This window comes from Streptomyces sp. NPDC025833 (assembly GCF_055558055.1).
Genome location: NZ_JBVHNF010000001.1, coordinates 575,693 through 597,254 on the forward strand (window position 1 = coordinate 575,693; position 21,562 = coordinate 597,254).

General features: G+C 73.9%; 19 protein-coding genes. 9 read left to right on the top strand and 10 right to left on the bottom strand.

Annotated features, from left to right (window positions below):
* Nucleotides 1-4 precede the first annotated feature (4 nt).
* The gene (locus ACZ4K2_RS02490) at nt 5-1,219 is read right to left on the bottom strand and encodes an acetyl-CoA C-acetyltransferase (protein WP_467472156.1); all 1,215 of its coding nucleotides are present in this window, start codon (nt 1,217-1,219) and stop codon (nt 5-7) included.
* Nucleotides 1,216-2,430 carry a CaiB/BaiF CoA transferase family protein gene (locus ACZ4K2_RS02495; protein ID WP_467472154.1) on the bottom strand — a complete coding sequence of 405 codons (1,215 nt, stop codon included), beginning with the start codon at nt 2,428-2,430 and terminating at the stop codon, nt 1,216-1,218. The genes ACZ4K2_RS02490 and ACZ4K2_RS02495 overlap by 4 nt, the downstream gene beginning before the upstream one ends.
* Nucleotides 2,431-2,754: 324 nt before the next feature.
* Here ACZ4K2_RS02495 and ACZ4K2_RS02500 point away from each other — a divergent pair, with 324 nt between their 5' ends.
* Complete coding sequence (locus ACZ4K2_RS02500) at nt 2,755-3,936, top strand: saccharopine dehydrogenase family protein (RefSeq protein ID WP_467472152.1); 1,182 nt, start codon at nt 2,755-2,757, stop codon at nt 3,934-3,936.
* A gap of 46 nt (nt 3,937-3,982) precedes the next feature.
* Here ACZ4K2_RS02500 and ACZ4K2_RS02505 read toward each other — a convergent pair whose 3' ends face one another.
* Together ACZ4K2_RS02505 and ACZ4K2_RS02510 are read right to left on the bottom strand one after the other, a co-directional pair.
* Nucleotides 3,983-4,729, bottom strand: coding sequence for an endonuclease V (locus ACZ4K2_RS02505; RefSeq protein WP_467472150.1), 747 nt, complete (start codon nt 4,727-4,729; stop codon nt 3,983-3,985).
* Between the two features lie 600 nt (nt 4,730-5,329).
* Nucleotides 5,330-6,475 carry an FAD-dependent monooxygenase gene (locus ACZ4K2_RS02510; RefSeq protein WP_467472148.1) on the bottom strand — a complete coding sequence of 382 codons (1,146 nt, stop codon included), beginning with the start codon at nt 6,473-6,475 and terminating at the stop codon, nt 5,330-5,332.
* Nucleotides 6,476-6,645: 170 nt separating this feature from the next.
* Here ACZ4K2_RS02510 and ACZ4K2_RS02515 point away from each other — a divergent pair, with 170 nt between their 5' ends.
* On the top strand, nt 6,646-6,981 hold the full coding sequence (locus ACZ4K2_RS02515; RefSeq protein WP_467472146.1) for an ArsR/SmtB family transcription factor: 336 nt from the start codon (nt 6,646-6,648) through the stop codon (nt 6,979-6,981).
* A gap of 765 nt (nt 6,982-7,746) precedes the next feature.
* Here the strand turns inward: ACZ4K2_RS02515 and ACZ4K2_RS02520 are convergent.
* Nucleotides 7,747-8,085 carry a plasmid stabilization protein gene (locus tag ACZ4K2_RS02520; protein WP_467472144.1) on the bottom strand — a complete coding sequence of 113 codons (339 nt, stop codon included), beginning with the start codon at nt 8,083-8,085 and terminating at the stop codon, nt 7,747-7,749.
* Between the two features lie 76 nt (nt 8,086-8,161).
* Complete coding sequence (locus ACZ4K2_RS02525; RefSeq protein ID WP_467472141.1) at nt 8,162-9,244, bottom strand: WD40/YVTN/BNR-like repeat-containing protein; 1,083 nt, start codon at nt 9,242-9,244, stop codon at nt 8,162-8,164.
* Between the two features lie 257 nt (nt 9,245-9,501).
* Between ACZ4K2_RS02525 and ssgD the strand changes: the two genes are divergently transcribed.
* The 4 genes from ssgD (at nt 9,502) to ACZ4K2_RS02545 (ending at nt 14,013) form a co-directional block, all read left to right on the top strand.
* Entirely contained in the window at nt 9,502-9,918 is a 417-nt protein-coding gene (gene ssgD / locus ACZ4K2_RS02530; protein ID WP_467472139.1) for a spore wall synthesis regulator SsgD, read from the top strand.
* Between the two features lie 333 nt (nt 9,919-10,251).
* The gene (locus tag ACZ4K2_RS02535; RefSeq protein ID WP_467472137.1) at nt 10,252-11,877 is read left to right on the top strand and encodes an ABC-F family ATP-binding cassette domain-containing protein; all 1,626 of its coding nucleotides are present in this window, start codon (nt 10,252-10,254) and stop codon (nt 11,875-11,877) included.
* 155 nt (nt 11,878-12,032) lie between these two features.
* Entirely contained in the window at nt 12,033-12,809 is a 777-nt protein-coding gene (ddaH, locus tag ACZ4K2_RS02540) for a dimethylargininase (RefSeq protein ID WP_467472135.1), read from the top strand.
* 229 nt (nt 12,810-13,038) lie between these two features.
* On the top strand, nt 13,039-14,013 hold the full coding sequence (locus ACZ4K2_RS02545; RefSeq protein WP_467472133.1) for an acyl-ACP desaturase: 975 nt from the start codon (nt 13,039-13,041) through the stop codon (nt 14,011-14,013).
* A gap of 38 nt (nt 14,014-14,051) precedes the next feature.
* Here ACZ4K2_RS02545 and ACZ4K2_RS02550 read toward each other — a convergent pair whose 3' ends face one another.
* A complete protein-coding gene (locus ACZ4K2_RS02550; protein WP_467472131.1) occupies nt 14,052-14,297 on the bottom strand; it encodes a WhiB family transcriptional regulator in 246 nt (81 codons plus the stop codon).
* 266 nt (nt 14,298-14,563) lie between these two features.
* Between ACZ4K2_RS02550 and ACZ4K2_RS02555 the strand changes: the two genes are divergently transcribed.
* Nucleotides 14,564-15,355 (top strand): VOC family protein, encoded by a 792-nt coding sequence (locus tag ACZ4K2_RS02555; RefSeq protein WP_467472130.1) that lies wholly within the window; start codon nt 14,564-14,566, stop codon nt 15,353-15,355.
* A 110-nt stretch (nt 15,356-15,465) separates the two neighbouring features.
* Here ACZ4K2_RS02555 and ACZ4K2_RS02560 read toward each other — a convergent pair whose 3' ends face one another.
* Nucleotides 15,466-16,548 carry a LacI family DNA-binding transcriptional regulator gene (locus ACZ4K2_RS02560; RefSeq protein WP_467472127.1) on the bottom strand — a complete coding sequence of 361 codons (1,083 nt, stop codon included), beginning with the start codon at nt 16,546-16,548 and terminating at the stop codon, nt 15,466-15,468.
* 120 nt (nt 16,549-16,668) lie between these two features.
* Nucleotides 16,669-17,688, bottom strand: coding sequence for a non-homologous end-joining DNA ligase (ligD, locus tag ACZ4K2_RS02565; RefSeq protein ID WP_467472125.1), 1,020 nt, complete (start codon nt 17,686-17,688; stop codon nt 16,669-16,671).
* 75 nt (nt 17,689-17,763) lie between these two features.
* On the opposite strand from ligD, the gene ACZ4K2_RS02570 reads away from it, so the two are divergent.
* Nucleotides 17,764-18,840 carry an ATP-dependent DNA ligase gene (locus tag ACZ4K2_RS02570; RefSeq protein WP_467472123.1) on the top strand — a complete coding sequence of 359 codons (1,077 nt, stop codon included), beginning with the start codon at nt 17,764-17,766 and terminating at the stop codon, nt 18,838-18,840.
* A gap of 44 nt (nt 18,841-18,884) precedes the next feature.
* Here the strand turns inward: ACZ4K2_RS02570 and ACZ4K2_RS02575 are convergent, their stop codons facing one another.
* Entirely contained in the window at nt 18,885-20,075 is a 1,191-nt protein-coding gene (locus ACZ4K2_RS02575; RefSeq protein WP_467472120.1) for a zinc-dependent alcohol dehydrogenase, read from the bottom strand.
* Nucleotides 20,076-20,464: 389 nt separating this feature from the next.
* Here ACZ4K2_RS02575 and ACZ4K2_RS02580 point away from each other — a divergent pair, with 389 nt between their 5' ends.
* Complete coding sequence (locus ACZ4K2_RS02580; protein WP_467472117.1) at nt 20,465-21,478, top strand: helix-turn-helix domain-containing protein; 1,014 nt, start codon at nt 20,465-20,467, stop codon at nt 21,476-21,478.
* Nucleotides 21,479-21,562: the final 84 nt, after the last annotated feature.

Genomic DNA, 21,562 nt, shown 5'->3' on the forward strand with positions numbered 1-21,562 from the left:
GAGGTCAGACGCGTTCGACGATGGTGGCGATGCCCATGCCGCCGCCGACGCACAGTGTGGCGAGGCCGTAGCGCTTGTCCTGGCGTTCCAGTTCGTCGACGAGCGAGCCGAGGATCATGGCGCCGGTCGCGCCGAGCGGGTGGCCGAGGGCGATGGCGCCTCCGTTGACGTTGACCTTGTCCAGGGAGAGGCCCATGTCCTTCACGAAGCGCAGGACGACCGCGGCGAACGCCTCGTTGATCTCGACCAGGTCGATGTCGTCGATGGTGAGTCCGGCCTTCGCCAGGGCCTTGCGGGTGGCCGGGGCGGGGCCGGTGAGCATGATGGTCGGCTCGGAGCCGGAGACGGCCGCGGCGACGATGCGCGCGCGGGGAGTGAGGCCGTGGCGCTCGCCGGCCTCCCGGGAGCCGACGAGGACGAGCGAGGCGCCGTCCACGATGCCAGAGGAGTTGCCCGCGTGGTGGACGTGGTCGATCTTCTCCACCCAGTGGTACTTCTGGAGGGCGACCGCGTCGAAGCCGCCCAGGTCGCCGATGTCGGCGAACGACGGCTTGAGCTTGGCGAGGGAGTCGGCGGTGGTGCCGGGGCGCGGGTGCTCGTCGTGGTCGAGGACGACCAGGCCGGCGCGGTCCCTGACGGGGACCACCGAGCGGTCGAAGCGGCCTTCCTTCCAGGCGGTGGCGGCGCGCTCCTGGGACAGGGCCGCGTACTCGTCGACGTCCCGGCGGGAGAAGCCCTCGATGGTGGCGATCAGGTCGGCGCCGATGCCCTGCGGCACGAAGTTGACGGCGAGGTTGGTCATCGGGTCGTTGAACCAGGCGCCGCCGTCCGAGGCCATCGGGACCCGGGACATGGACTCGACACCGCCCGCGAGGACGAGGTCCTCCCAGCCGGAGCGGACCTTCATCGCGGCCGTGTTGACGGCTTCGAGGCCCGAGGCGCAGAAGCGGTTCTCCTGGACGCCCGCGACCGTGTCCGGCAGTCCGGCGGCGATGGCGGCGATCCGGGCGATGTCGGAGCCCTGGTCCCCGACGGGGCCGACGACGCCGAGGACGATGTCGTCGATCGCGGCCGGGTCCAGGCCGGGGAAGCGGTCGCGGATCTCGTGGATGAGGCCGACGACCAGATCGATGGGCTTCGTGCCGTGCAGGGCGCCGTTCGCCTTGCCGCGTCCGCGCGGGGTGCGGATCGCGTCGTACACGTACGCTTCGGTGCTCACTGGTGTGCCTTTCGGGAGGTGGGCCGGGCGGGAGGGCGGGATCGGCCGCCGTCGGCGACCCGGTCGCCGGGGTCGTCGGCGGGGTGTGGCGGGAGTCCCCAGTCGCGGACGACCGCCGCCGTGTCCGCGCCGGGGCGGGCGGGGCCGGTGCGGACGGTGGCGGGGGTCGCGGAGAAGCGGGGGGCGGGGGCGGGCTGGGTGATGCCGTCGTGGTCGGTGAAGGTGCCGCGGGCGGCGAGGTGCGGGTGGGCCGGGGCCTCGCGCAGGCCCAGGACGGGCGCGACGCAGGCGTCGGAGTCCGCGAAGACGGCCGTCCACTCGGCGCGGGTGCGGGACCTGAAGGCGGCGGCGATCCGTTCGCGCAGTTCGCCCCAGCGGGTCCAGTCGGTGCGGGCGGACGCCAGGCCGTCGAGCCCGAGCAGGCGCAGGAACTCCTCGTAGAACTTCGCTTCGAGGGCGCCGACCGCCATGTACCGGCCGTCGGCGGTCTCGTAGGTGCCGTAGTAGGGGCAGCCGCCGTCCAGGAGGTTGGCGGCGCGCCGGTCCTGCCAGCCGCCCGCGGCGAGCATGCCGTGGATCATCGCGGACAGGTGGGCGGTGCCGTCGACGATGGCCGCGTCGACCACCTGGCCGGTGCCGGTCGCGCGCGCGTGGTGCAGGGCGGCGAGGACGCCCACGACCAGGTAGAGGGAGCCGCCCGCGTAGTCCCCGAGGAGGTTGGCGGGCGCGACCGGGGGCTCGTCCGGGCGGCCGATCATGCCGAGGGTGCCGGTGAGCGCGATGTAGGCGATGTCGTGGCCGGCGCGGTGGGCGAGGGGGCCGTCCTGGCCCCAGCCGGTCATCCGGCCGTAGACCAGGCGGGGGTTGCGGGCGCGGCAGTCGTCGGGGCCGACGCCGAGCCGCTCGGCGACGCCCGGGCGGTAGCCCTCGACGAGGACGTCGGCCCGCTCGGCGAGGTCGAGGACCCGGGCGGGGCCGTCGGGCGCCTTCAGGTCGACCAGGATCGAGCGCTTGTTGCGGTTGGTGACGTCGCGGGCCGGGTCGATGCCGAGGCCCACGCCGCCCGGGCGGTCCACCCGGACCACGTCGGCGCCGAGGTCGGCCAGGAGCATGGCGGCGAACGGGCCCGGCCCGATGCCGGCGAGTTCCACCACGCGCACGCCGTGCAGCGGTCCGGTGCCCGGCGCCGGCGGTGTCCCTGGCGTAGTCATGCGTCCAGCCCCCAAGCGTGTGTGACACAACTGATGTAACACCGGTGATGCTAGGAAGGCGTTCCATCGGGCACAAGACCTGAACGAGCAAGCGCTTAGCCAAGTGCCCGGTGGACGGGATTCACCCGGACGGGTGAGGTCACGGGTGAGGTCCGCCCGGCGGCCCCGGCCGCGCCCCGGGGGCTTTCTCCCGCTTCTTCCGGGCATTCCTGGCTACGGCCACCGCTGCCTCCGGGCTGGTCGTCGGACTGCGCACTCCTCACGCTAGCCTCGGCCACCGACAGCGGCGCGGGCTGCGCGGCGGGCACACGACCAAGGGGTGTCATGAGCAGGATGAGCAGGACGGACCGTCCCTATGACCTCGTGCTCTTCGGAGCGACGGGCTTCGTGGGCACGCTGACGGCCCACTACCTCGCCGCGCACGCGCCGCACGGCCTTCGCTGGGCGGTCGCCGGGCGCGACGAGCGGAAGCTGGAGAAGCTGCGCGCGAGCCTGCCCGGCGGCGCGGACGTCGGCGTGCTCCGCGCCGACGTGGGCGAACCGGCCGGACTGCGTGCCCTGGCCGGGCACGCGCGCGTGCTCGCCACGACCGTGGGTCCGTACGTGCTGCACGGCGAGGAACTCGTGGCCGCCTGCGCCGACACCGGTACCGACTACCTGGACCTCACCGGCGAGCCGGAGTTCGTCGACCTGATGTACGTCCGGCACGACGCACGCGCGCGCGAGACGGGCGCGCGCCTGGTGCACGCCTGCGGCTTCGACTCGGTACCGCACGACCTGGGCGCGTACTTCACGGTCCGGCAACTGCCCGAGGGCGTGCCGCTGACCGTGGACGGCTACGTCACCGTGCACGCCGCCTTCTCCGGCGGCACCCTCGCCTCGGCGCTGAACCAGATGGCCCGCGGCGGCCGGATGCTGGCCGCGTCCCGGGACCGGGCCCGGCACGAGCCCCGGCTGCCCGGCCGCCGGGTGGCGGCGCCGGCCGGCGCGCCGCGGTTCGCCCCGGAGGTCGGGGCCTGGGCGCTGCCGCTGCCCACCATCGACCCGCAGGTCGTGCGCCGTTCGGCGCGGGCGCTGGAGCGGTACGGCCCGGACTTCCGCTACCGGCACTACGCGGCCGTGCGGCACCTGCCGGTCGCCCTCGGCGGGGTCGCCGCGGTCGGGGCGGTGACGGCGGCGGCCCAGTTGCCGCCCGTGCGGCGCTGGCTGTCGGACCGGCTCCGGCCGGGCGACGGGCCGGGCCCGCAGAAGAGGGCCGAGAGCTGGTTCACGGTGCGGTTCGTCGGCGAGGGCGGCGGACGGCGCGTGTACACGGAGGTCGCGGGGGGCGATCCCGGGTACGGCGAGACGGCGAAGATGTTCGCCGAGGCGGCCCTGTGCCTGGCCTTCGACGACCTCCCGCCGACGGCCGGCCAGGTCACCACGGCCGAGGCGATGGGCGACGCGCTGATCACCCGGCTGCGCGCGGCCGGCATCACCTTCCGGGTGGCGGCGCGCCGCGGATGACCCGCGGGGCCGGTGCCCCGGGTGGGGGCGGGGACACGGCGGAGGGTCAGGAGGCCGGTGGCCCTGGTGGGGCCGGGTCACGGGGGCGGTCGCCGGACAGGGTCGCGGTCGCCTGTCGCAGTGCCTGCCGGCACAGGGCGTCGGCCCGGCGCGTGGTCTCCGGCAGCCGGTACCGCGGGGTCAGCGCCAGGGTGTGGGCCACGGCACCGGCCAGGCTCACCCGGTGGCCGACGGAGACGAAGACGGGTTTGACGCCGGCCCGGGTGCGCAGCGCCCGCCCGACCTCCTCGCCGTCCGTGTCAAGCAGCGGCGCGGAACCGCCCCGGTCCGGCGCCGGGTCGTCGTGGGTGAAGGTGAACGGGTTCTTGGCGACGCCGATCGCCGACATGCCGGTGACCACGCCCAGGTGGCTCGCCAGGCCGAACCGGCGCGGGTGGGCCAGGCCGTAGCCGTCGCACACGACCAGGCCGGGCGGGCACGGCAGCCGGTCCAGGGCGGCGCGCACGGTGGGGATCTCGCGGAAGGCGAGGAGCCCGGGCACGTACGGGAAGGAGACGCGGCCGACGGCCGTCGCCTCCGCGACGACGTCCAGGGTGGCCGCGTCCAGGACGACGGCCGCCGCCGCGACCAGGTCGAGATCGTCGTCGTAGGCCACGTCGACCCCGGTGACGTGTCCCGCCCCGGGCGGCGGTCCCGGCTCGTCCAGCACCACGCGTCCGCGCAGCTCGTCCTGGACGGCGCGGGCCTCCTGCTCGGTGGCGGGCCAGCCCGCGGGTACGCCGACGATCATCATGCCGGGTGACTTTACGGGGCCACCTCGCACCCGTGTATCGGCAGGGCATGCTCAGGGGTGAGTCCGGCGGGGCGGACCCGCCGACTGCGGGCGGGCGGGTCGGCCCAGCCCGGGCGGGCCCTTGCGGGCCCGTCACCCCGCGCCGTCCCGCACCCGGCGGGGCGGGTCACCGTGCCCGCCGCGCGAAGCAGGCGGGTTCGCTGATCTCTGGCCGGGGAGTCGCGGGAACCCACGCGTGAGTAATTCCTCGACGGCCTTGAGTACGGCGGGTTCGGGGTCTGATGCTGGTGCGCTGGTGTACTCGACCGCCACGAGTTCCCCGCGAGCAGTCCACGAGTTCCTGTCAGTGAGCTTTCTCCGACCGCAGACTGAGGCGTGACGAAGGGCGGGGATGGTCTTCACGATGGCGGTGACTCGGTTGGTGCCACAGCGGAGTCCGCGGGAGGCGCCAGCCCTTCGGGGCGGCCATGGCATGCTCGCCGAGGCAACGGCGATGGCCTGTCACTCCTAGCCGGGCTCGTCGGACATGGCGGCGCCGGCCCGGTTGGGAGCTACCGCCGAGCTGCGCACCGACCGGTGACGGGTCGGCGCGGACCCGGTCTACCGGTTCGCGGCTTCGCGAAAGGCGATCCGGTTCGTGCGACCGACCGCGCGGCCCACCGCGTTGCGCAGCGCGAGGCCCGGCCGGGTGCGGGGCACCATGAGCCTGGAGAGCGGACCGACGCGTCGCTGCCGCGGGCCTACCTCACGGCGGAGCCGCGACTCGTAGGCGGCGAAGGCGCGGGCGTGATCACCGGGATGGGCGGCGAGCTCTTCTGCGAGGGCGTACGCGCCCGCCATCGCCATGCTGGACCCGTCACCCAGCAGGGCTGTCGCCGCCGCCGCGTCCCCGAGCAGTACGACCCGTCCGCGGGACCACGAGGGCACCCGGACGGTGGTCAGGGGGTCGAAGAACGGAGCCGGGTGGTCGAGGAAGGCTGCCACGAGTTCCGGTGCCCGCCACCGCACGTCGGCGTAGGCGTCGGCCACGGTCTGCTTGTGAAGGGCGATGTTCTTGCGGTCGTGGGGCGCCGCCGGCTGTGCGGCCCGGAAGGTGAAGATCGCGAGCGGGGTGGTCCGCGAGGGGTGGAGGACCAGCATCCGGTTCGGCACGGTCAGCATCGTCATCTCGGTCGGGTCCTCGATGGCGTCGGGTCCAAGCGGGACGGTCGCGCCGTACAGGCCCAGGTCGCTCGCGAACTGCCGCTCGGGCCCGAAAACCAGGCGCCGTACGGTGGAGTGCATCCCGTCGGCACCGACTACCAAGTCGAAGCGCCGTGGCTCGGACCGCCGGAAGGTGACGTCCACCCCGGCTTCATCCTGGTCGAGAGCGGTGACCGTGTCGTCGAACAGGAACTCGGCCTCGGTCTGCGCCGACCGGTGGAGCACCTTGGACAGGTCGGCTCGGGTCACCTCGACCGTCGGCGCCTTGTCCGAGGTGAGCGGGAGTTGCAGGATTCGCCTGCCGCCGGGATCGAGCAGCGTCAGCGACCGATTGCGGGTGGCGAGCTCGCGGAGCCGCGGGAGGATGCCCATGCGCTCGACGACCGGGATCGCGGGCCCCTTCACGACGATCGCGCTACCACCGGAGCGCAGCTGCCGGGCTTGTTCGACGACCGTCGGCCGGTATCCATTCCGGGAGAGCCAGTACGCGAGTGCGGGCCCTGCGATTCCGGCACCGATTATCAGCACCTCGGGCTTCTTCATGACGATGACCTCTCGGCGTGTCGATGACCAGGTCCCTGGCGAGTGCCGGGCCGGGTCTGAGGGAGCGGCGGCACGGGGCGGTGCAACCGGACTGAGGTACGATTTATTTCGTACCTCAGGGAAGCACGTCCTTCAGGTACGATGCAAGTCATACTTGAAGGAGGTGCCGCGTGGCCAGGAGGAACCTGGACGGCCCGCAGGCCGATGCGCTCGATCTGGGTGCGGTGTTTCGTGCCCTCGCCGACGAGCACCGTCGTTCGGTGATGACGGCGTTGGCCACCGACCCCAGCGACAGCGAGCGAGGCTGCAACTCGTTCGATCTTCCGATCTCGAAGCAGACCCAGACCCACCACTTCCGGGTCCTGCGCGAGGCAGGCCTCATTGACGAGATCGACTACGGCAACCGCAAGGGCATCCGACTACGACGCGCGGACATCGAGAAGAGATTCCCCGGGCTCCTCGCGCTCCTGGGAGCAGGGCCCCCGGCCGATACCGCTCCTCACTGAGCACAGCCGAGCACAGCGGAGGGAAGTCCGATTCGGCTCCGAGCCGCGAGCTCGACCGGATCCGGCTCGCGCCCGGCTCGCAGGTAGCCGGGCACGAAGGGGCTCGGCGTCGCTTCGACCACCGTTCCGCGCTCTGACGGCGGGTCCTCTGCGGCTGCTCGACGGGGACTTCCCCGATCGGGTCTTTCGCATCTGGCACAGCTCCGAAGCCCGCACCCCGGAGATGTGGATCAACCTCGCCATCACGTGATCCCGGCACACCACCGCCGCCTCGAACCACTGGAAGATCTCGTGGGCGTAGCGCTGCTCCAGGACTGCGAAGAAGTGGTCGATCCGGTTCAGCTTCGATCGCACCGTCGGTGTGCCTGGCGTTTGCCGACATCGGCGAGGTACCCGTCGACGTGGCGGGGCGTCAGCCGCCACAACACCACATGGTAGTGGTCGCACACTTCGATCACCGGCTTCGTCAGCCCGTCCGGAGTGGAGGACGCCAGACCCGCCACACCTCGCGTCCGGAGAACAGCCCACCATCCGGAGAGGCGGATGCAGGAGCCCATCGAGCCTCAAGCCGTAATGGAACGACGCGCCGATCAGCCCCTCAGGGGACCCGCCCGTACTCCAGTTACATCCCACCGCGCGGGCCGGAGCCTTCCAGGACGCGCGAGCCGTCGCGGGCGCGTCGCCCGGGGCCACCCGCACCCCATCCGAGCAGGGCGCGCGGGCCGGCGTGGACGTGTCGCCCGGGGCCGGCCCGCGGCCCGGCCGTCAGTGCTTCTTGTCGTCCAGGGCGCGCTGGAGCTCGTCCTTGTTCATGTGCGACCGGCCTTCGATGCCGCGCTGCCTGGCCTCGTTGTAGAGCTGGTCGCGGGTCGGGCCGTGCGAGCCGACGCGGTTGCCCGACCGCTGACCGCCGCGCTTGGCGGACGACATGTCCTGGGTCGAGCTGCGGCTGGCGGTCTTGGACTCACCGGCGCGGGCGCGTTCCTTGTTCACCGTCCGCGCGGCGATCTCCTCGGCGCGTCCGGTGCTCTCGCCCCGGTCCTGCGCGCTCTTCTTGATGTGCTCGTACTGGCGTTCGCGCTTGGGGCTGGAACCGGCAGGCATGATCGCTCCTCTCCTCTGCGGGCACCGGAGCGAGTACCCGCCTCGGGCGCCGCCTACCTCGCGCTTCCGGCCCGGCTCAGCGTTCCAGCCGCGCCGCCCGCCCCTGCTCGCCCGCGGCCCAGCAGCTCCGGTCGGGGGCGCAGGCCACGGTGTCGTAGGAACCGGTGTCGACCGTCCGCCAGCTCCGGCCGCCGTCGGTGGTCAGATCGGTGCCGGTCGGGCCGACGGCCAGCGCCGCGGTGCGGCTGTGCGGGAGCCAGGCGGCGCCCGAGCGGTAGGCGGGCGGAGGGGTGGCGGCGGCCCGCCAGCCGCGGCCGCCGTCGCCCGTGACCGCGGCGGCCCGGGGCGAGGGCCGGCCGGGGCGGTAGTCGCCGCCGACCGCGATGCCGTGGGTGCGGTCGCGGAAGGCGAGCGCGAAGACCCCCTTCGCCGGGTCGCCCGCCGGGATCGGCGTGTCGGCGGCCGTCCAGGTCAGCCCGCGGTCGGCGGAGTGCAGCACGCGCGCGCGGGCACCGCCGCCGGTGGCGATCCAGGCGTCCTTGGGGCCGGAGGTGACCAGGCACTGGCCGCTCGCGGCGAAGCCTGCCTCACCCTCCAGCGCGGCCGGCATGCCGGCCGCGGGCAGCACCCGCCAGGTGCGTCCGCCGTCGGCGGTGGACAGGACGCGGAACCTGCCGTCCACCGGGTCGCCCAGGGCGAGGCCGTGGCGGCGGTCGAAGAAGGCGAGGCAGTCGTAGAAGGCCCGCGGGTCGGCGTTGCGGAAGGACTCCGTCCAGGTCGTGCCGCCGTCGTCGGTGCGGTAGACGCGGGACGCCTCGCCCTCGCCGATGGCCAGGACCACCGCGTGCCGCGCGTCGAACGCCGTGACGTCCCGGAACTCCAGCCCGGCCGCCCCCGGCGGGGAGACGTTCCGCCAGCGCGCGCCGCCGTCCGTGGTGCGCAGCACGGTGCCGCCGGTGCCGGCCAGCCAGGCGGTCCTCCGGTCGACGGCCGCGAGGCCGCGGAACCGGGTCTGCGGGGCGCCGGTGTCCTTCACCGCCCAGTGCGCGCTCCCCCGGCCGGCGCCGCCGTGGTCCTGGGGCCGGGCCTGGGCCGCCGGTACCGCCGGCGCGGCCAGTGCCGCCGCCCCCGCCACCCCCACCGCCACCAGCCGGTTCATCCGTCCCCCGCGTCGCGTGCTCCCCAAGCGCCTCATGGCGGGCGAAGCTAGTCCAGTCGCCCGCACCCGTCCAGAGGGCCGCCCGGACCGGCGTACGGCCGGGCCGGAGCGGTGACGACGGTGTGCCGCCCGTGCATGAACGCGGTGACCGAGGTCACTCGTCGCGTGTGTGCACGCGACGGCCGATTCCGTCGTCTCTTCCAGTGCCGGGTGCCGCACACCCGCGTGCCATCCAGTCGTCACGAGGGAGCAAGGCGTTGTCCACCGTCATCGAGCAGCCGGTAGAGGCCCGTCTCGTCGCCGCCGCACCGCGCATGCCGAGCATTCCCGCCACGCTGCGCTACGACCGGAGCGACCCGTACGCGGTCCGCATGTCGTTCCCCGCGCCGGCCACCCTGGAGGGTGTCGACGTGTGCTGGACCTTCTCCCGCGAGCTGCTGACGGCCGGGCTCCAGGGGCCCGAGGGCCACGGCGACGTGCGCGTGCGGCCGTACGGGTACGACCGCACGGTGCTGGAGTTCCACGCCCCGGAGGGCACCGCGGTCGTGCACGTGCGCTCGGGCGAGATACGGCGGTTCCTGGCGGCCTCCGACGAGCTGGTCCCGGCCGGCCTGGAACACCTCCAGCTCGACCTGGACCACGACCTGGCCGAGCTGATGCGGGACGCCTGCTGAACGCCCCGCGCGCGTGAGGGCGCGTGCGGCCCGCCGCGCCCCGGGCGCCCGGCGGGCCCGCGGAATACCGCGTTGACACCCCTGTCCGCCCCTCGTACGTTGTGCAGCGGTTCTGTTGCCGTCGATCGGAGAAGGACGTTGCTCGTCTGAGGTCCTGAGGCACCGCGTCGCACCGGTGAGGTGTGCGCGGCGTACGACCTCGGCGTCCCGAGCCGTCCTTCCGGCACAGGCCCCTCTTCTTTCCGGCCTCGACGTGCCCAGGCCCCTTCGGTTTCCGCCTCGCGGTGTCTCGACACGCGTTCACCCGACCGCACTCCCGCTCGCGAGGCGCCCATGTCTGCTTCCCTCACCTGTACCTCCCTCTCCTTCACCTGGGCCGACGGCACCGCCGTCTTCGACGGCCTGGACGTCGCCTTCGGCCCCGGCCGGACCGGGCTCGTCGGCGTCAACGGGTCCGGCAAGTCGACCCTGCTCAAGCTGCTGACCGGGGAACTCACCCCGGCCGGCGGCAGCGTCAGGGCGGCCGGCGAGATCGGCTGCCTCCCGCAGAACGTCACGCTCGACACCGCGCTCCGCGTCGACGAGGTCCTCGGGATCGCCGAACGGCGGGCCGCGCTGCACGCCATCGAGGCGGGCGACGCCGCCGAGGAGCACTTCGAGGCCCTCGGCGACGACTGGGACGTCGAGGAACGCGCCCTGGTCACGCTCGGCGGACTCGGCCTCGGCCACATCGGCCTGGACCGGACCGTCGGCGAGGTGTCCGGCGGCGAGTCGGTGCTGCTGCGGCTCGCCGCGCTGCTGCTGCGCCGCCCCGGCATCCTGCTGCTCGACGAACCCACCAACAACCTCGACCTGTACGCGCGCCGGCGGCTCCACCAGGCCGTCGCCTCCTGGCCGGGCGTGCTGGTCGTGGTCAGCCACGACCGGGAACTGCTCGACCTGGTCGACCGGATCGCGGAGCTGCGCTCCGGCGAGGTCACCTGGTACGGCGGCAACTTCTCGGCCTACGAGGAGGCGCTCGCCGTGGAGCGGGAGGCGGCCGGGCGGACGGTGCGGGCCGCCGAGTCCCACCTCCGCAAGCAGAAGCGCGAAATGGTCGACGCCCGGGTCAAGCTGGCCCGCCGCAAGCGGTACGGGCAGAAGATGTACGAGCAGAAGCGGGAGCCGAAGATCGTCATGGGCAACCGCAGACGCGCCGCCCAGGAGTCCGCCGGCAAGCACCGCATCCTGCACGAGGAGCGGCTCGCCGAGGCCAGGGAACGGCTGGACGAGGCGGTGGAGGCCGTGCGGGACGACGACGAGATCCGCGTCGAGCTGCCGTACACGGCCGTGCCGCCCGGTCGGCGGGTCCTCACCCTGGAGCACCTGGAGATGGCCCACCACGCGCGCGTGGACGGCGTGCTCGACCTGCGCGGCCCGGAGCGGATCGCGCTCGTCGGCCGCAACGGCGCCGGCAAGACGACGCTGCTGCGGACCGTCGCCGGTGAACTGGCCCCGGTGCGCGGCACGGTGACGGCGCACGTGCCGCTCCGGTTCCTGCCCCAGCGGCTGGACGTGCTCGACGACGGCCTGTCGGTCGCCGAGAACGTGGCCCGGTTCGCGCCGGGGGCGGACGGCAACCGGATCCGGGCCCGTCTCGCCCGCTTCCTGTTCCGGGGCGCCCGGGCCGACCAGAAGGCCGCCACGCTCTCGGGCGGCGAGCGGTTCCGAGCGACCCTGGCCGCGCTGATGCTCGCGGAGCCCGCACCGCAGCTCCTGCTGCTCGACGAGCCGACCAACAACCTCGACATGGCCAGCGTCCGGCAGCTGACCACGGCGCTGGAGTCGTACGAGGGCGCCCTGGTCGTCGCCGGCCACGACCTGCCGTTCCTGGAGTCGATCGGGATCACGCGGTGGCTGCTGATGGAAGGGGGGAAGCTGACCGGGACGGCGCCCGGGGCGCTCGCGGGCCCGGCCTGACCGGCGCCCGGCCGGGAGACCCCGGACACGGCCCGGCGGCGGGGTCGCCGCCGGGCGGTGCGCGCCGCATGATGGCGGTCCGGCGCCTCGTACGGGGGCGCCGGACACCGCATCGCCACCGCCACCGCTACCGCCACCGATGCGAAAGGCCCCTCGTGCCCGGCAGGAAGGCCCTCGTCCGCCGCCCCGGTCCCCGCCTCGCCGACGGCCTGGTGACGCACGTCGAGCGCCGGCCGGTCGACCTCGCACGCGCCGCCGGGCAGTGGGAGGGTTACGTCGGCGCCCTGCGCGCGCACGGGTGGGAGACGATCGAGGTCGGACCGGCCGACGACTGCCCGGACGCGGTGTTCGTCGAGGACACCGTCGTGATGTTCCGAAACACGGCGCTGATCACCCGGCCGGGCGCCGAGTCCCGGCGGGCGGAGACCGCCGCCGTCGAGGAGGCGGTGGCCCGCCTCGGCTGCCCGGTGCACCGGATGCGGGAGCCGGGCACGCTGGACGGCGGCGACGTCCTCAAGGCCGGCGACACCGTGTACGTGGGCCTCGGCGGGCGGACCGACGCGGACGGTGTGCGGCAGTTGGCCGCGGCCTTCGACCCGCTGGGCGCCCGCGTGGTGGCCGTGCCCGTGAGCCGGGTGCTGCACCTGAAGTCGGCGGTGACCGCGCTGCCCGACGGCACGGTGATCGGGCACGCTCCGCGGGTGGACCGGCCCGCGCTGTTCCCGCGCTTCCTGTCCGTGCCGGAGGAGCCGGGCGCGCACGTGGTGCTGCTCGGCGGCGGCAGACTGCTGATGGCGGCGAGCGCGCCGCGGACGGCGGAACTGCTGACCGGACTCGGCCACGAGGTGGTGACCGTCGACATCGGCGAGTTCGAGAAGCTGGAGGGCTGTGTGACCTGTCTCTCCGTACGGCTGCGCGAGTTGGACGCCTGACCGGGTGACACCCGTGCCCCGGCAGCCCCGCGACCTGGGGTACCGCGGCCGTTCGGCCTACCCGCCGACAGCCTGGCCGGGCAGGCTGATCAGCGGTTCTTTACAGGCGTCTTAACCTACGGCTTCGTAACCTACGGATTCGTAGCCTACGATCACGTAGGTTTCCCGGCACCGCTCGCCGGACCGTCCCCTCGCCGTCCCCCTCGCACCGCGTCCCCCTGGAGTTCCCGTGACGATCACCTCCCCCCATCTCGGCAGCCCGTCCGTCTGGACCGACGCGCGCCTGCTGTACGCACTGGAGGAAGTGGTCGAGAAGGAGCTGAACCGGCACCTGCAGGTCGCCAAGGACTGGATGCCGCACGAGTACGTCCCCTGGGGCGACGCCCGCAACTTCCCCGGCTTCTTCGAGGACGGCGAGCCCTGGGAGAAGGCGCAGTCCCCGGTGACCGAGATCGGCCGGACCGCCCTCGTGGTCAACCTGCTGACCGAGGACAACCTGCCGAGCTACCACCACGAGATCGCCTCGCTGTTCGGGCGCGACGGCGCCTGGGGCACCTGGGTGCACCGCTGGACGGCCGAGGAGGGCCGGCACGGCATCGTGATGCGCGACTACCTGCTGGCCTCGCGCGCGGTGGACCCCGACAAGCTGGAGCAGTTCCGCATGTCCCACATGAGTGAGGGCTTCGAGTCGGACAACCGGCACTCCATGCTGCACTCGGTGGCCTACGTCGCCTTCCAGGAGCTGGCCACCCGGATCTCCCACCGCAACACCGGCCACCAGTCGGGCGACCCGGTCTGCGACCGCATGCTGGCCCGCATCGCGACCGACGAGAACCTGCACATGGTCTTCTACCGCAACCTGCTCAAGGCCGCGTTCGAGCTGGCCCCCGACCTGACCATGCAGGCGGTCCGGGACGTCGTGGTCAACTTCCGCATGCCCGGCCACGGCATCCCCGGCTTCGAGCGGGCGGCCGCGCAGATGGCCATCGGCGAGGTCTACAACCTGCGCATCCACCACGACGACGTGCTGCAGCCGGTGCTGCGCCACCTGAAGGTCCTGGACATCGACGGCCTCGGCCCCGAGGGACACCAGGCGCAGGAGGAGCTGGGCCTGTTCATGGGCGGGCTGGACGCGGAGGCCCTGAAGTTCGACGAGAAGCTGGCCGCGCGCAAGGCGCGGATGACGGCGCGCGCCGCGGGCTGACGCCCCGCACGCCGGGCGGCCGGGGCGGCGCGGGGACGTCAGCGGGCCGCCCGCCGCAGGGCGAGGCGCTCCTTCTCCGACAGGCCGCCCCAGACGCCGAACCGCTCGTCGTTGGCGAGCGCGTAGTCCAGGCACGCCGGGCGCAGGTCGCACATCGCGCAGATGCGCTTCGCCTCGCGCACCGAACTGCCGGGCTCGGGGAAGAAGAAGTCCGGCCCGGTCTGCGCGCACAGGGCCTGCGCGCGCCAGGTGTCGTCGGCCGGGGAGATGGTTTCGGGGTGCATGCGAGGAGCCTGCCGCACGCCGAAAAACGTTCGATCAACGCCGGATCAACGGCGCGCCCGGGGCCTCCCGCCGCCCCGATGATGCTCCCCCGGGCCCGGTGCGCGCACGGCGGCGCGCGGAACGCGCGGGAACCGGCGGGACACGCGCCGTGACCCCGGCCGGGGCCGACGGGGACCGGCGCGTCGCCGTCGCCCGGCGGCGGGCTCCGGCGGGTGGTGCCAGACTCGGCAGTGCACACGACGGGACCCTGGCGAGGAGGACCGGGATGCTCACCACCCGTTTCGTCGACGGCGCCCCCGCCTGGATCGACGTCGGCAGCCCCGACCTCGACGGAGCCGTCTCCTTCTACGGCGCGCTCTTCGGCTGGCGGTTCCGGTCCGCGGGCCCGGACGCCGGAGGGTACGGCTTCTTCCAGCTGGACGGCAGGACCGTCGCGGGCGGCATGCCCTGCGGGCCCGGGCAGGGACCGCCGGCCTGGACGGTGTACTTCCGCAGCCGGGACGCCCGGGCCACCGCCGAGCGGGCCGAACGGGCCCACGGCAGCGTGCCGTTCCCGCCGGTGGACGTGGGCGACCGGGGCCGCGTCGCGGTCCTCGCCGACCGGGCGGGCGCCAGATTCGGGATCTGGCAGCCCGGCCGGACCGCGGGCGTGGACCTGGCGGGCGCGCCGGGCGCGCTGTGCCGGGCCGAGCTGTACACGCCGGACATCGCGGCGGCAGCCGCCTTCTACCACGAGGTGCTCGGCCTGGAGACGTCCGCGGTGCCCCTGCCGGGCGGGACGTACACCGGCGTCGGCCCGCCGGGTGCCGGGGACGACGCGATGTTCGGCGGCCTGGTGCCGACGGCCGACGCGCCCGGCGGGGTCGCGGACGACCCCGGCTGGCTGCCGTACGTCGAGGTGGCGGACACCGACGCCGTGGTGGCGCGGGCCGAGCACCTCGGCGGTACGGTGCGGGCGGCCGCGGCGAGCCTGGCGGGGGTGGGCCGCACGGCCGTGCTCACCGACCCGTACGGGGCCCGCTTCGCCGTGATCAGGAGCGAGCCGCCCCAGGGCTGAGCCGCTCCCGAACCGCCCCGGGACCGAGCCGCCCCGGCGAGCGCGTCCCGGCCGTCCCCGGCCTCCGGCCCGGCGCGCCTGTCGTCCGCGTTCCGCTCAGGGCCGGCCGCTCACGCCGAGGCGCGGCGCACCAGGGTCGTCGGAAGGATCACACCGCCGCCGGACGGGCCCGGGGCGCCGGCCGCCGCGCGCTCGCCGTCCCCGCCGCCGGCCGGGCCCCGCAGCAGCAGGCGCGCCATCAGGCGGCCCATCCCCTCGATGTCCTGACGGACCGTCGTCAGCGGCGGGTCGGCCTGCTCGGCGACCGGGACCAGGTCGTCGAAGCCGACCACGGCCACGTCCTCGGGCACCCGTCGGCCGCTCTCGCGCAGCACCCGCAGGGCGCCGAGCGCGGTCAGGTCGCTGGCGGCGAACACGGCGTCGACGTCCGGGCACCGGCCGAGGATCTCGCGCATGGCGCGCTCCCCGCCGGCCACGGTGAAGTCGCTCTCCGCCACCAGCCCGGGGTCGGCCCCGCCCGGGACACCGGCCATGCCGTCCCGGTAGCCGTCCAGCCGGTCCACCGCGGACGTCTGGTCCAGCGCCCCGGTGAGGTGCGCGACGCGCCGCCGGCCGAGGCCCAGCAGGTGCCGTACCGCCGCGTGCGCCCCGCCCCGGTTGTCGCAGTCGACGTACACCACGCCCCCGCCCGGGCCGGCGGTGCGGGTCTCCGCGTCCCAGTCGGGGCGCCCGCCGAACACGGTCGGCAGGCCGGCGGCGCGTATCAGCCCGGGCAGCGGGTCGTCGAGGTGCAGCGAGAAGACGAGCGCGCCGTCGACATGGCCGCCGGCGAGGTACCGTGCCACGCGCGCGTGGTCGGCGCGGCCCTCGGTGAGCAGCAGCACGAGCTGGTTGTCGTGCGCGGTCAGCTCCTTGCTGATGCCGCGCAGTTGCAGGGCGAAGAACGGGTCGGCGAAGACCCGGCTCTCGGGCTCGGCGATGACGACCGCGACGGCGTCGTGCCGCCGGGTGACGAGGCTGCGCGCCGCCCGGTTGGGGACGTAGCCCAGTTCCTCCACGGCCCGCCGGACCCGCTCGGCCAGCGGCTCGCGGACCCCGTCGCCGCCGTTGACCACCCGGGACACGGTGGCCCGCGAGACACCGGCCCGTGCGGCGACGGCCTCCAGGGTGGGACGCGACACTGCCTCGGGCACGGCGGGGCTCCTCATCGTCGGCCGGCGATCAGGATAGCCGCGGGGCGCCGCCCCGGCCGGTGCCCGCGGAGCCCGTGGGCGGCAGCCGTCCGGGCCCCTTCCCGCTGCCGCCCGGCCGGGTCAGGGCGACGGCTCGCGGCGGGCCCGGCTCGGCTGGACGCGCTTCGGTTCGCCGGGCATCTTCGGGTACTCCGGCGGGTACGGCAGGTCGCCCAGGCCGTGGTCGTGCTCGTCCCGGCGGGCCAGTTCCAGCAGCGCCTCCAGGGAGAAGGCGTGGTCGTCCATGTCGGCGTGCACGTCGCCCAGTTCGGCGAACCGGGCCGGCATGGTGGCCAGGTCGAAGTCGCGGGGCTGCGCGACCCCGACCTCCTCCCAGCGCAGCGGCGCCGAGACCGGGGCGTTCGGGCGCGGCCGTACGGAGTAGGCGGAGGCGATGGTGCGGTCGCGGGCGGTCTGGTTGTAGTCGAGGAAGATGCGCGCGCCGCGTTCCTCCTTCCACCACTTGATGGTCACCCGCTCGGGCATCCGGCGCTCCATCTCCCGGCCGACCGCGATCGCCGCGCGGCGCACCTGGGTGAAGGTCCAGCGCGGCTCGATCGGCACGAAGACGTGCAGGCCCCGGCCGCCGGAGGTCTTCGGCCAGCCGCGCAGCCCGCCGAACTCGTCCAGCACGGCGCGCAGTTCACCGGCCGCGCGGGCCGCGTCGGCGTAGTCGGTGCCGGGCTGCGGGTCGAGGTCGATGCGGAGTTCGTCGGGGTGGTCGACGTCGCCGGCGCGGACCGGCCAGGGGTGGAAGGTGAGGGTGCCGTACTGGGCGGCCCACACCACGGCGGCCTCCTCGGCCGGGCACATCTCGTCGGCGCTGCGCCCGCTGGGGAAGGTGATGTGGGCGGTCGGGATCCAGTCGGGCATGCCCTTCGGGGCCCGCTTCTGGTAGAACCACTCGCCGCCGACACCGTCCGGGTAGCGTTCCAGGGTGGTCGGACGGTCGCGCAGGGCACGCAGGATGCCGGGGGCGACGGCGGCGTAGTACCGGGCGACGTCCAGCTTGGTGAAGCCGCGCTCCGGGAAGAACACCTTGTCCGGGCTGGACAGCCGTACCGTCCGGCCGCCCACCTCCAGTTCCACCGCTGCACCCATGCGGGCAACGGTAGGCGTACCCCGCACACCTCGCACACCGGGCGAACCCGTACGCGCACGCGCAGAATCGGTCCCATGGACCTCCCCGTCATGCCGCCCGTGAAGCCGATGCTCGCCAAGTCGGTGGCGCGGATCCCGCCGGGGATGCACTACGAGGCGAAGTGGGACGGCTTCCGGTCGATCGTGTTCCGGGACGGGGCCGAGGTCGAGCTGGGCAGCCGCACCGGCAAGCCGCTGACCAGGTACTTCCCCGAGCTGGTCGAGGCGCTGAAGGAACGGGTGCCGGGGCGGTGCGTGCTGGACGGGGAGATCGTGGTCGCCCGGAACGGCCGGCTGGACTTCGACGCGCTGTCCGAGCGGATCCATCCGGCGGCCTCCCGCGTGCGCACGCTCGCCGAGCGGACACCGGCCTCGTTCGTCGCCTTCGACCTGCTCGCGCTGGACGACCACGCCCTGCTCGACGTGGAGCTGACCGAACGGCGCGCCCTGCTGGACCGGGCCCTCGCCGGTGCCACCCCGCCGGTGCACCTGGCGCCCGCGACGACCGACATCGAGGTGGCCCGGCAGTGGTTCGAGCGGTTCGAGGGCGCCGGGCTCGACGGGGTCGTCGCCAAGCCGCTCACCCTGAGGTACCTCCAGGACCAGCGAGCCATGTTCAAGATCAAGCACGAGCGGACGGCGGACGTCGTCGTCGCCGGGTACCGGTTCCACAAGAGCGGACCGGTGGTGGGTTCGCTGCTGCTCGGGCTGTACGACGGGAGCGGCCGGCTCCAGCACGTCGGCGTGTCGGCGGCCTTCACGATGAAGAGGCGCGCCGAGCTGGTCGACGAGCTGGAGCCGCTGCGCATGGCCGACGTGTCGGGGCACCCGTGGGCGTCGTGGACCGACGAGGCGGCGCACGACGCGGCGCGGCTGCCGGGCGCGCCCAGCCGCTGGTCCGGCAGGAAGGACCTGTCCTGGGTGCCGGTGCGCCCGGAGCGGGTGGCCGAGGTGGCGTACGACCACATGGAGAACGGTCAGCGGTTCCGGCACACGGCCCGCTTCCGCCGCTGGCGCCCGGACCGCACGCCGGAGAGCTGCACGTACGCCCAGCTGGAGGAACCGGTGCGCTACGACCTGGCGGAGATCCTCGGCGAGCGGGACCGCGGCTGAGGCGCCGGTACCGGTACCGGCGCCGGTCGCGGGCCGGCCGGGGGCTACGGCTCCAGGAGGACCTTGACGGCGCCGTCCTGCTTGCGCTGGAACATCTCGTACGCGTGCGCGGCGTCGGCCAGCGGCACCCGGTGCGTGGCGAAGTCGTCGACGCCGAGCGGGTCCTCGTCGGTCAGGTAGGGCATGATCTCGCCGCTCCAGCGGCGGACGTTGGCCTGGCCCATGCGGAGCTGGATCTGCTTGTCGAAGAGGGTGAGCATGGGCATCGGGTCGGCCATGCCGCCGTAGACACCGCTGAGGGAGATCGTGCCGCCCCGGCGGACCAGGTCGATGGCCAGGTAGAGGGCGCCCATCCGGTCGACGCTGAAGCGTTCGGCGAGCGGGCCGCTGAGCTTGCGGGGCATGATCGCGGCGGCCTGCTGGACGATCTTGGCGACGTGGCTGCCGTGCGCCTCGGTGCCCACGGCGTCGATCACGGCGTCCGGGCCCCGGCCGCCGGTCTCGTCGTGGATGGCCTGGACCAGCGCCTTCTCGTCGTCGAAGGCACGGAGATCGTACGTCTCCACGCCGCGGCGGTTGGCCCGGGCGAGCCGTTCCGGCACCAGGTCGACGCCGAAGACCCGTCCGGCGCCGCGGGCCATGGCGATCCGGCACGCCATGTCGCCGATCGGGCCGAGCCCGAGGACGGCGACGGTGCCGCCGGGCGGCACGGCGGCGTACTCGACGGCCTGCCAGGCGGTGGGCAGCACGTCGGAGAGGTAGACGAAGCGGTCGTCCGCCGGGCCCTCCGGCACCTTCATCGGCCCGAACTGCGCCTGCGGGACGCGCAGGTACTCGGCCTGGGCGCCCGGCACGGCGCCGTACAGGCGGGTGTAGCCGAACAGGGGGGCGCCCATGCCCTCGCTGGTGACCTGCGTGGTCTCGCACTGGGTGGGCAGCCCGTTGCCGCACATGTAGCAGTGTCCGCAGGCGATCTGGAAGGGCACCACGACACGGTCGCCGGGCCGCAGGTTCGTCACCTCGGAGCCGACCTCCTCCACGATCCCCATGGGTTCGTGGCCGAGGATGTCGCCGGGGGTCATGAACGGCGTGAGCACCTCGTACAGGTGCAGGTCGGAGCCGCACAGGCCGGTGGACGTGATCCGGATGACGGCGTCCGTGGGCTCCTCGATCCTCGGGTCGGGCACGTCCTCCACCCGGACGTCCCGCTTGCCCTGCCAGGTGACTGCCTTCATGGGTCGTGCTCCCTCTCGTCGCGTACGGCTGCGTCCCGTGTGCGGTCGCGGCCGGGTACCCCTGCCCCCGGCGTCGAACCGCGGCCCGCCGATCAGGGCGGGCCGCGGGTTCCGCTCCGCGGCGGACGGCGGGCGGGGTGCGGCGGCCGCTCCGTGCGCGGAGTGGGCGGGGCCGGTGTCCGGTGGGTGCGGGCCGCGTCGTCGCCGGGGGTACGCGTCTCTTCCGGTGGGCCGGGGCGGGCGAGACGGCCGGCCGGTTCGCGGGTTGAGCTGTAGGGGCAGACGCCTCCCGCGAGTAACTCGGCCGGTGCGCGGATGTTGCGGAAGCACCTGGACGGTGCCGCTCGAAAGCGGTGCCCGGACACCACCAGTGGGGCCATACTCAAGTGGTGAGTCGAAACGAGCCCGGTGCGGAGGGCCCCGAGGAGCCACCCCAGCCCGCGAAGGTGAGCACCCCTGCCGAGTTCACCGAGGCACTCCGGACGCTGCGCGTTCGGTCAGAACTGACTTACCGCCAACTCGAGGGCAAGGCCGCGGCACACGGCGCGGCACTGCCGGCGAGCACGATCGCGAGTACTCTGAGCCGCGTCACTCTCCCTCGGGCACGGTTCGTCGAGGCGTTCACCCGTGCCTGCGGCCTCAGTGACGCGGAAGTACGTGAGTGGCTTCAGATGCACAGCCGCATCGCCGCCCACGAGCCCGCACAACCGGCACAGCCCGCACAAAAGGACGACGCCAACGGTGACGGCCCTGAAGGTTCGTCCACGGACGCGTCTGCCATAGCGGGCTCCCCATGGTGGCGCCGGGCGGCCGGCCTGGTCGGCGCCGTAGGGATCGGCGTTGCGGGCACACTCGGCATCAGCGGCCGGTTCCACGACTCGCCGGCGCCGGCCTCCGTACCGGCGGTGCCGGTGACCGGGCTGCGCATGCTGGCCGTAGGAAGCTGGGCACGTATCCATCCCGCTCGCACGCCGGAACTGTGCCTCACCGAAGGCAGAGATCGCACCGGGCGCTACCAGACCGCCGTCGCCACCCAACGCCTCTGCTCGACGGCCGGTCTGCCGCACGTGTTCCTCGAACCGCTGGCCAGGAACACAGTGCAGATTCAATGGCATCAGGCGAAGTACGGCATCGGCTGCCTCACCGTCCTGACGAAGGAGCCGGGGCGCGATCTGCTGGAACCCCGCGACAACTGTGCCGACAGCAACCGGGCCCAGCAGTTCCGCATAGAGCGCGTCGGTTCGCTTGCCGCCACCCATTTCCGCATCCGCCCGGTCGTCACCGGCCAGTGCCTGAGCCTGCGTGACCAGGCCACCGAGGAGGGAGCGGAAGTCGTCCAAGGCCGTTGCTCCGGCGCCGGAGATCAGGACTTCCTGATCGATCTGATCGCACCTCCGCATTGACCGCACCTCCGCGAGGCGTTACGAGTCGACGCGGCATACTCGGTGATCGTCCTCGGAGGCTGGCCCGCCGCCGGCACTGCCTGC

Excerpts from the sequence above, each read along its gene's own strand:
- ACZ4K2_RS02575 (WP_467472120.1), bottom strand. The coding sequence starts at position 20,075 with ATGAAGGCAGTCACCTGGCAGGGCAAGCGGGACGTCCGGGTGGAGGAC.
- ACZ4K2_RS02535 (WP_467472137.1), top strand. The coding sequence starts at position 10,252 with ATGTCTGCTTCCCTCACCTGTACCTCCCTCTCCTTCACCTGGGCCGAC.
- ACZ4K2_RS02550 (WP_467472131.1), bottom strand. The coding sequence starts at position 14,297 with ATGCACCCCGAAACCATCTCCCCGGCCGACGACACCTGGCGCGCGCAG.
- ligD (WP_467472125.1), bottom strand. The coding sequence starts at position 17,688 with ATGGGTGCAGCGGTGGAACTGGAGGTGGGCGGCCGGACGGTACGGCTG.
- ACZ4K2_RS02510 (WP_467472148.1), bottom strand. The coding sequence starts at position 6,475 with ATGAAGAAGCCCGAGGTGCTGATAATCGGTGCCGGAATCGCAGGGCCC.
- ACZ4K2_RS02520 (WP_467472144.1), bottom strand. The coding sequence starts at position 8,085 with ATGCCTGCCGGTTCCAGCCCCAAGCGCGAACGCCAGTACGAGCACATC.
- ACZ4K2_RS02500 (WP_467472152.1), top strand. The coding sequence starts at position 2,755 with ATGAGCAGGATGAGCAGGACGGACCGTCCCTATGACCTCGTGCTCTTC.
- ACZ4K2_RS02495 (WP_467472154.1), bottom strand. The coding sequence starts at position 2,430 with ATGACTACGCCAGGGACACCGCCGGCGCCGGGCACCGGACCGCTGCAC.
- ACZ4K2_RS02505 (WP_467472150.1), bottom strand. The coding sequence starts at position 4,729 with ATGATGATCGTCGGCGTACCCGCGGGCTGGCCCGCCACCGAGCAGGAG.
- ACZ4K2_RS02555 (WP_467472130.1), top strand. The coding sequence starts at position 14,564 with ATGCTCACCACCCGTTTCGTCGACGGCGCCCCCGCCTGGATCGACGTC.
- ACZ4K2_RS02525 (WP_467472141.1), bottom strand. The coding sequence starts at position 9,244 with ATGAACCGGCTGGTGGCGGTGGGGGTGGCGGGGGCGGCGGCACTGGCC.
- ACZ4K2_RS02570 (WP_467472123.1), top strand. The coding sequence starts at position 17,764 with ATGGACCTCCCCGTCATGCCGCCCGTGAAGCCGATGCTCGCCAAGTCG.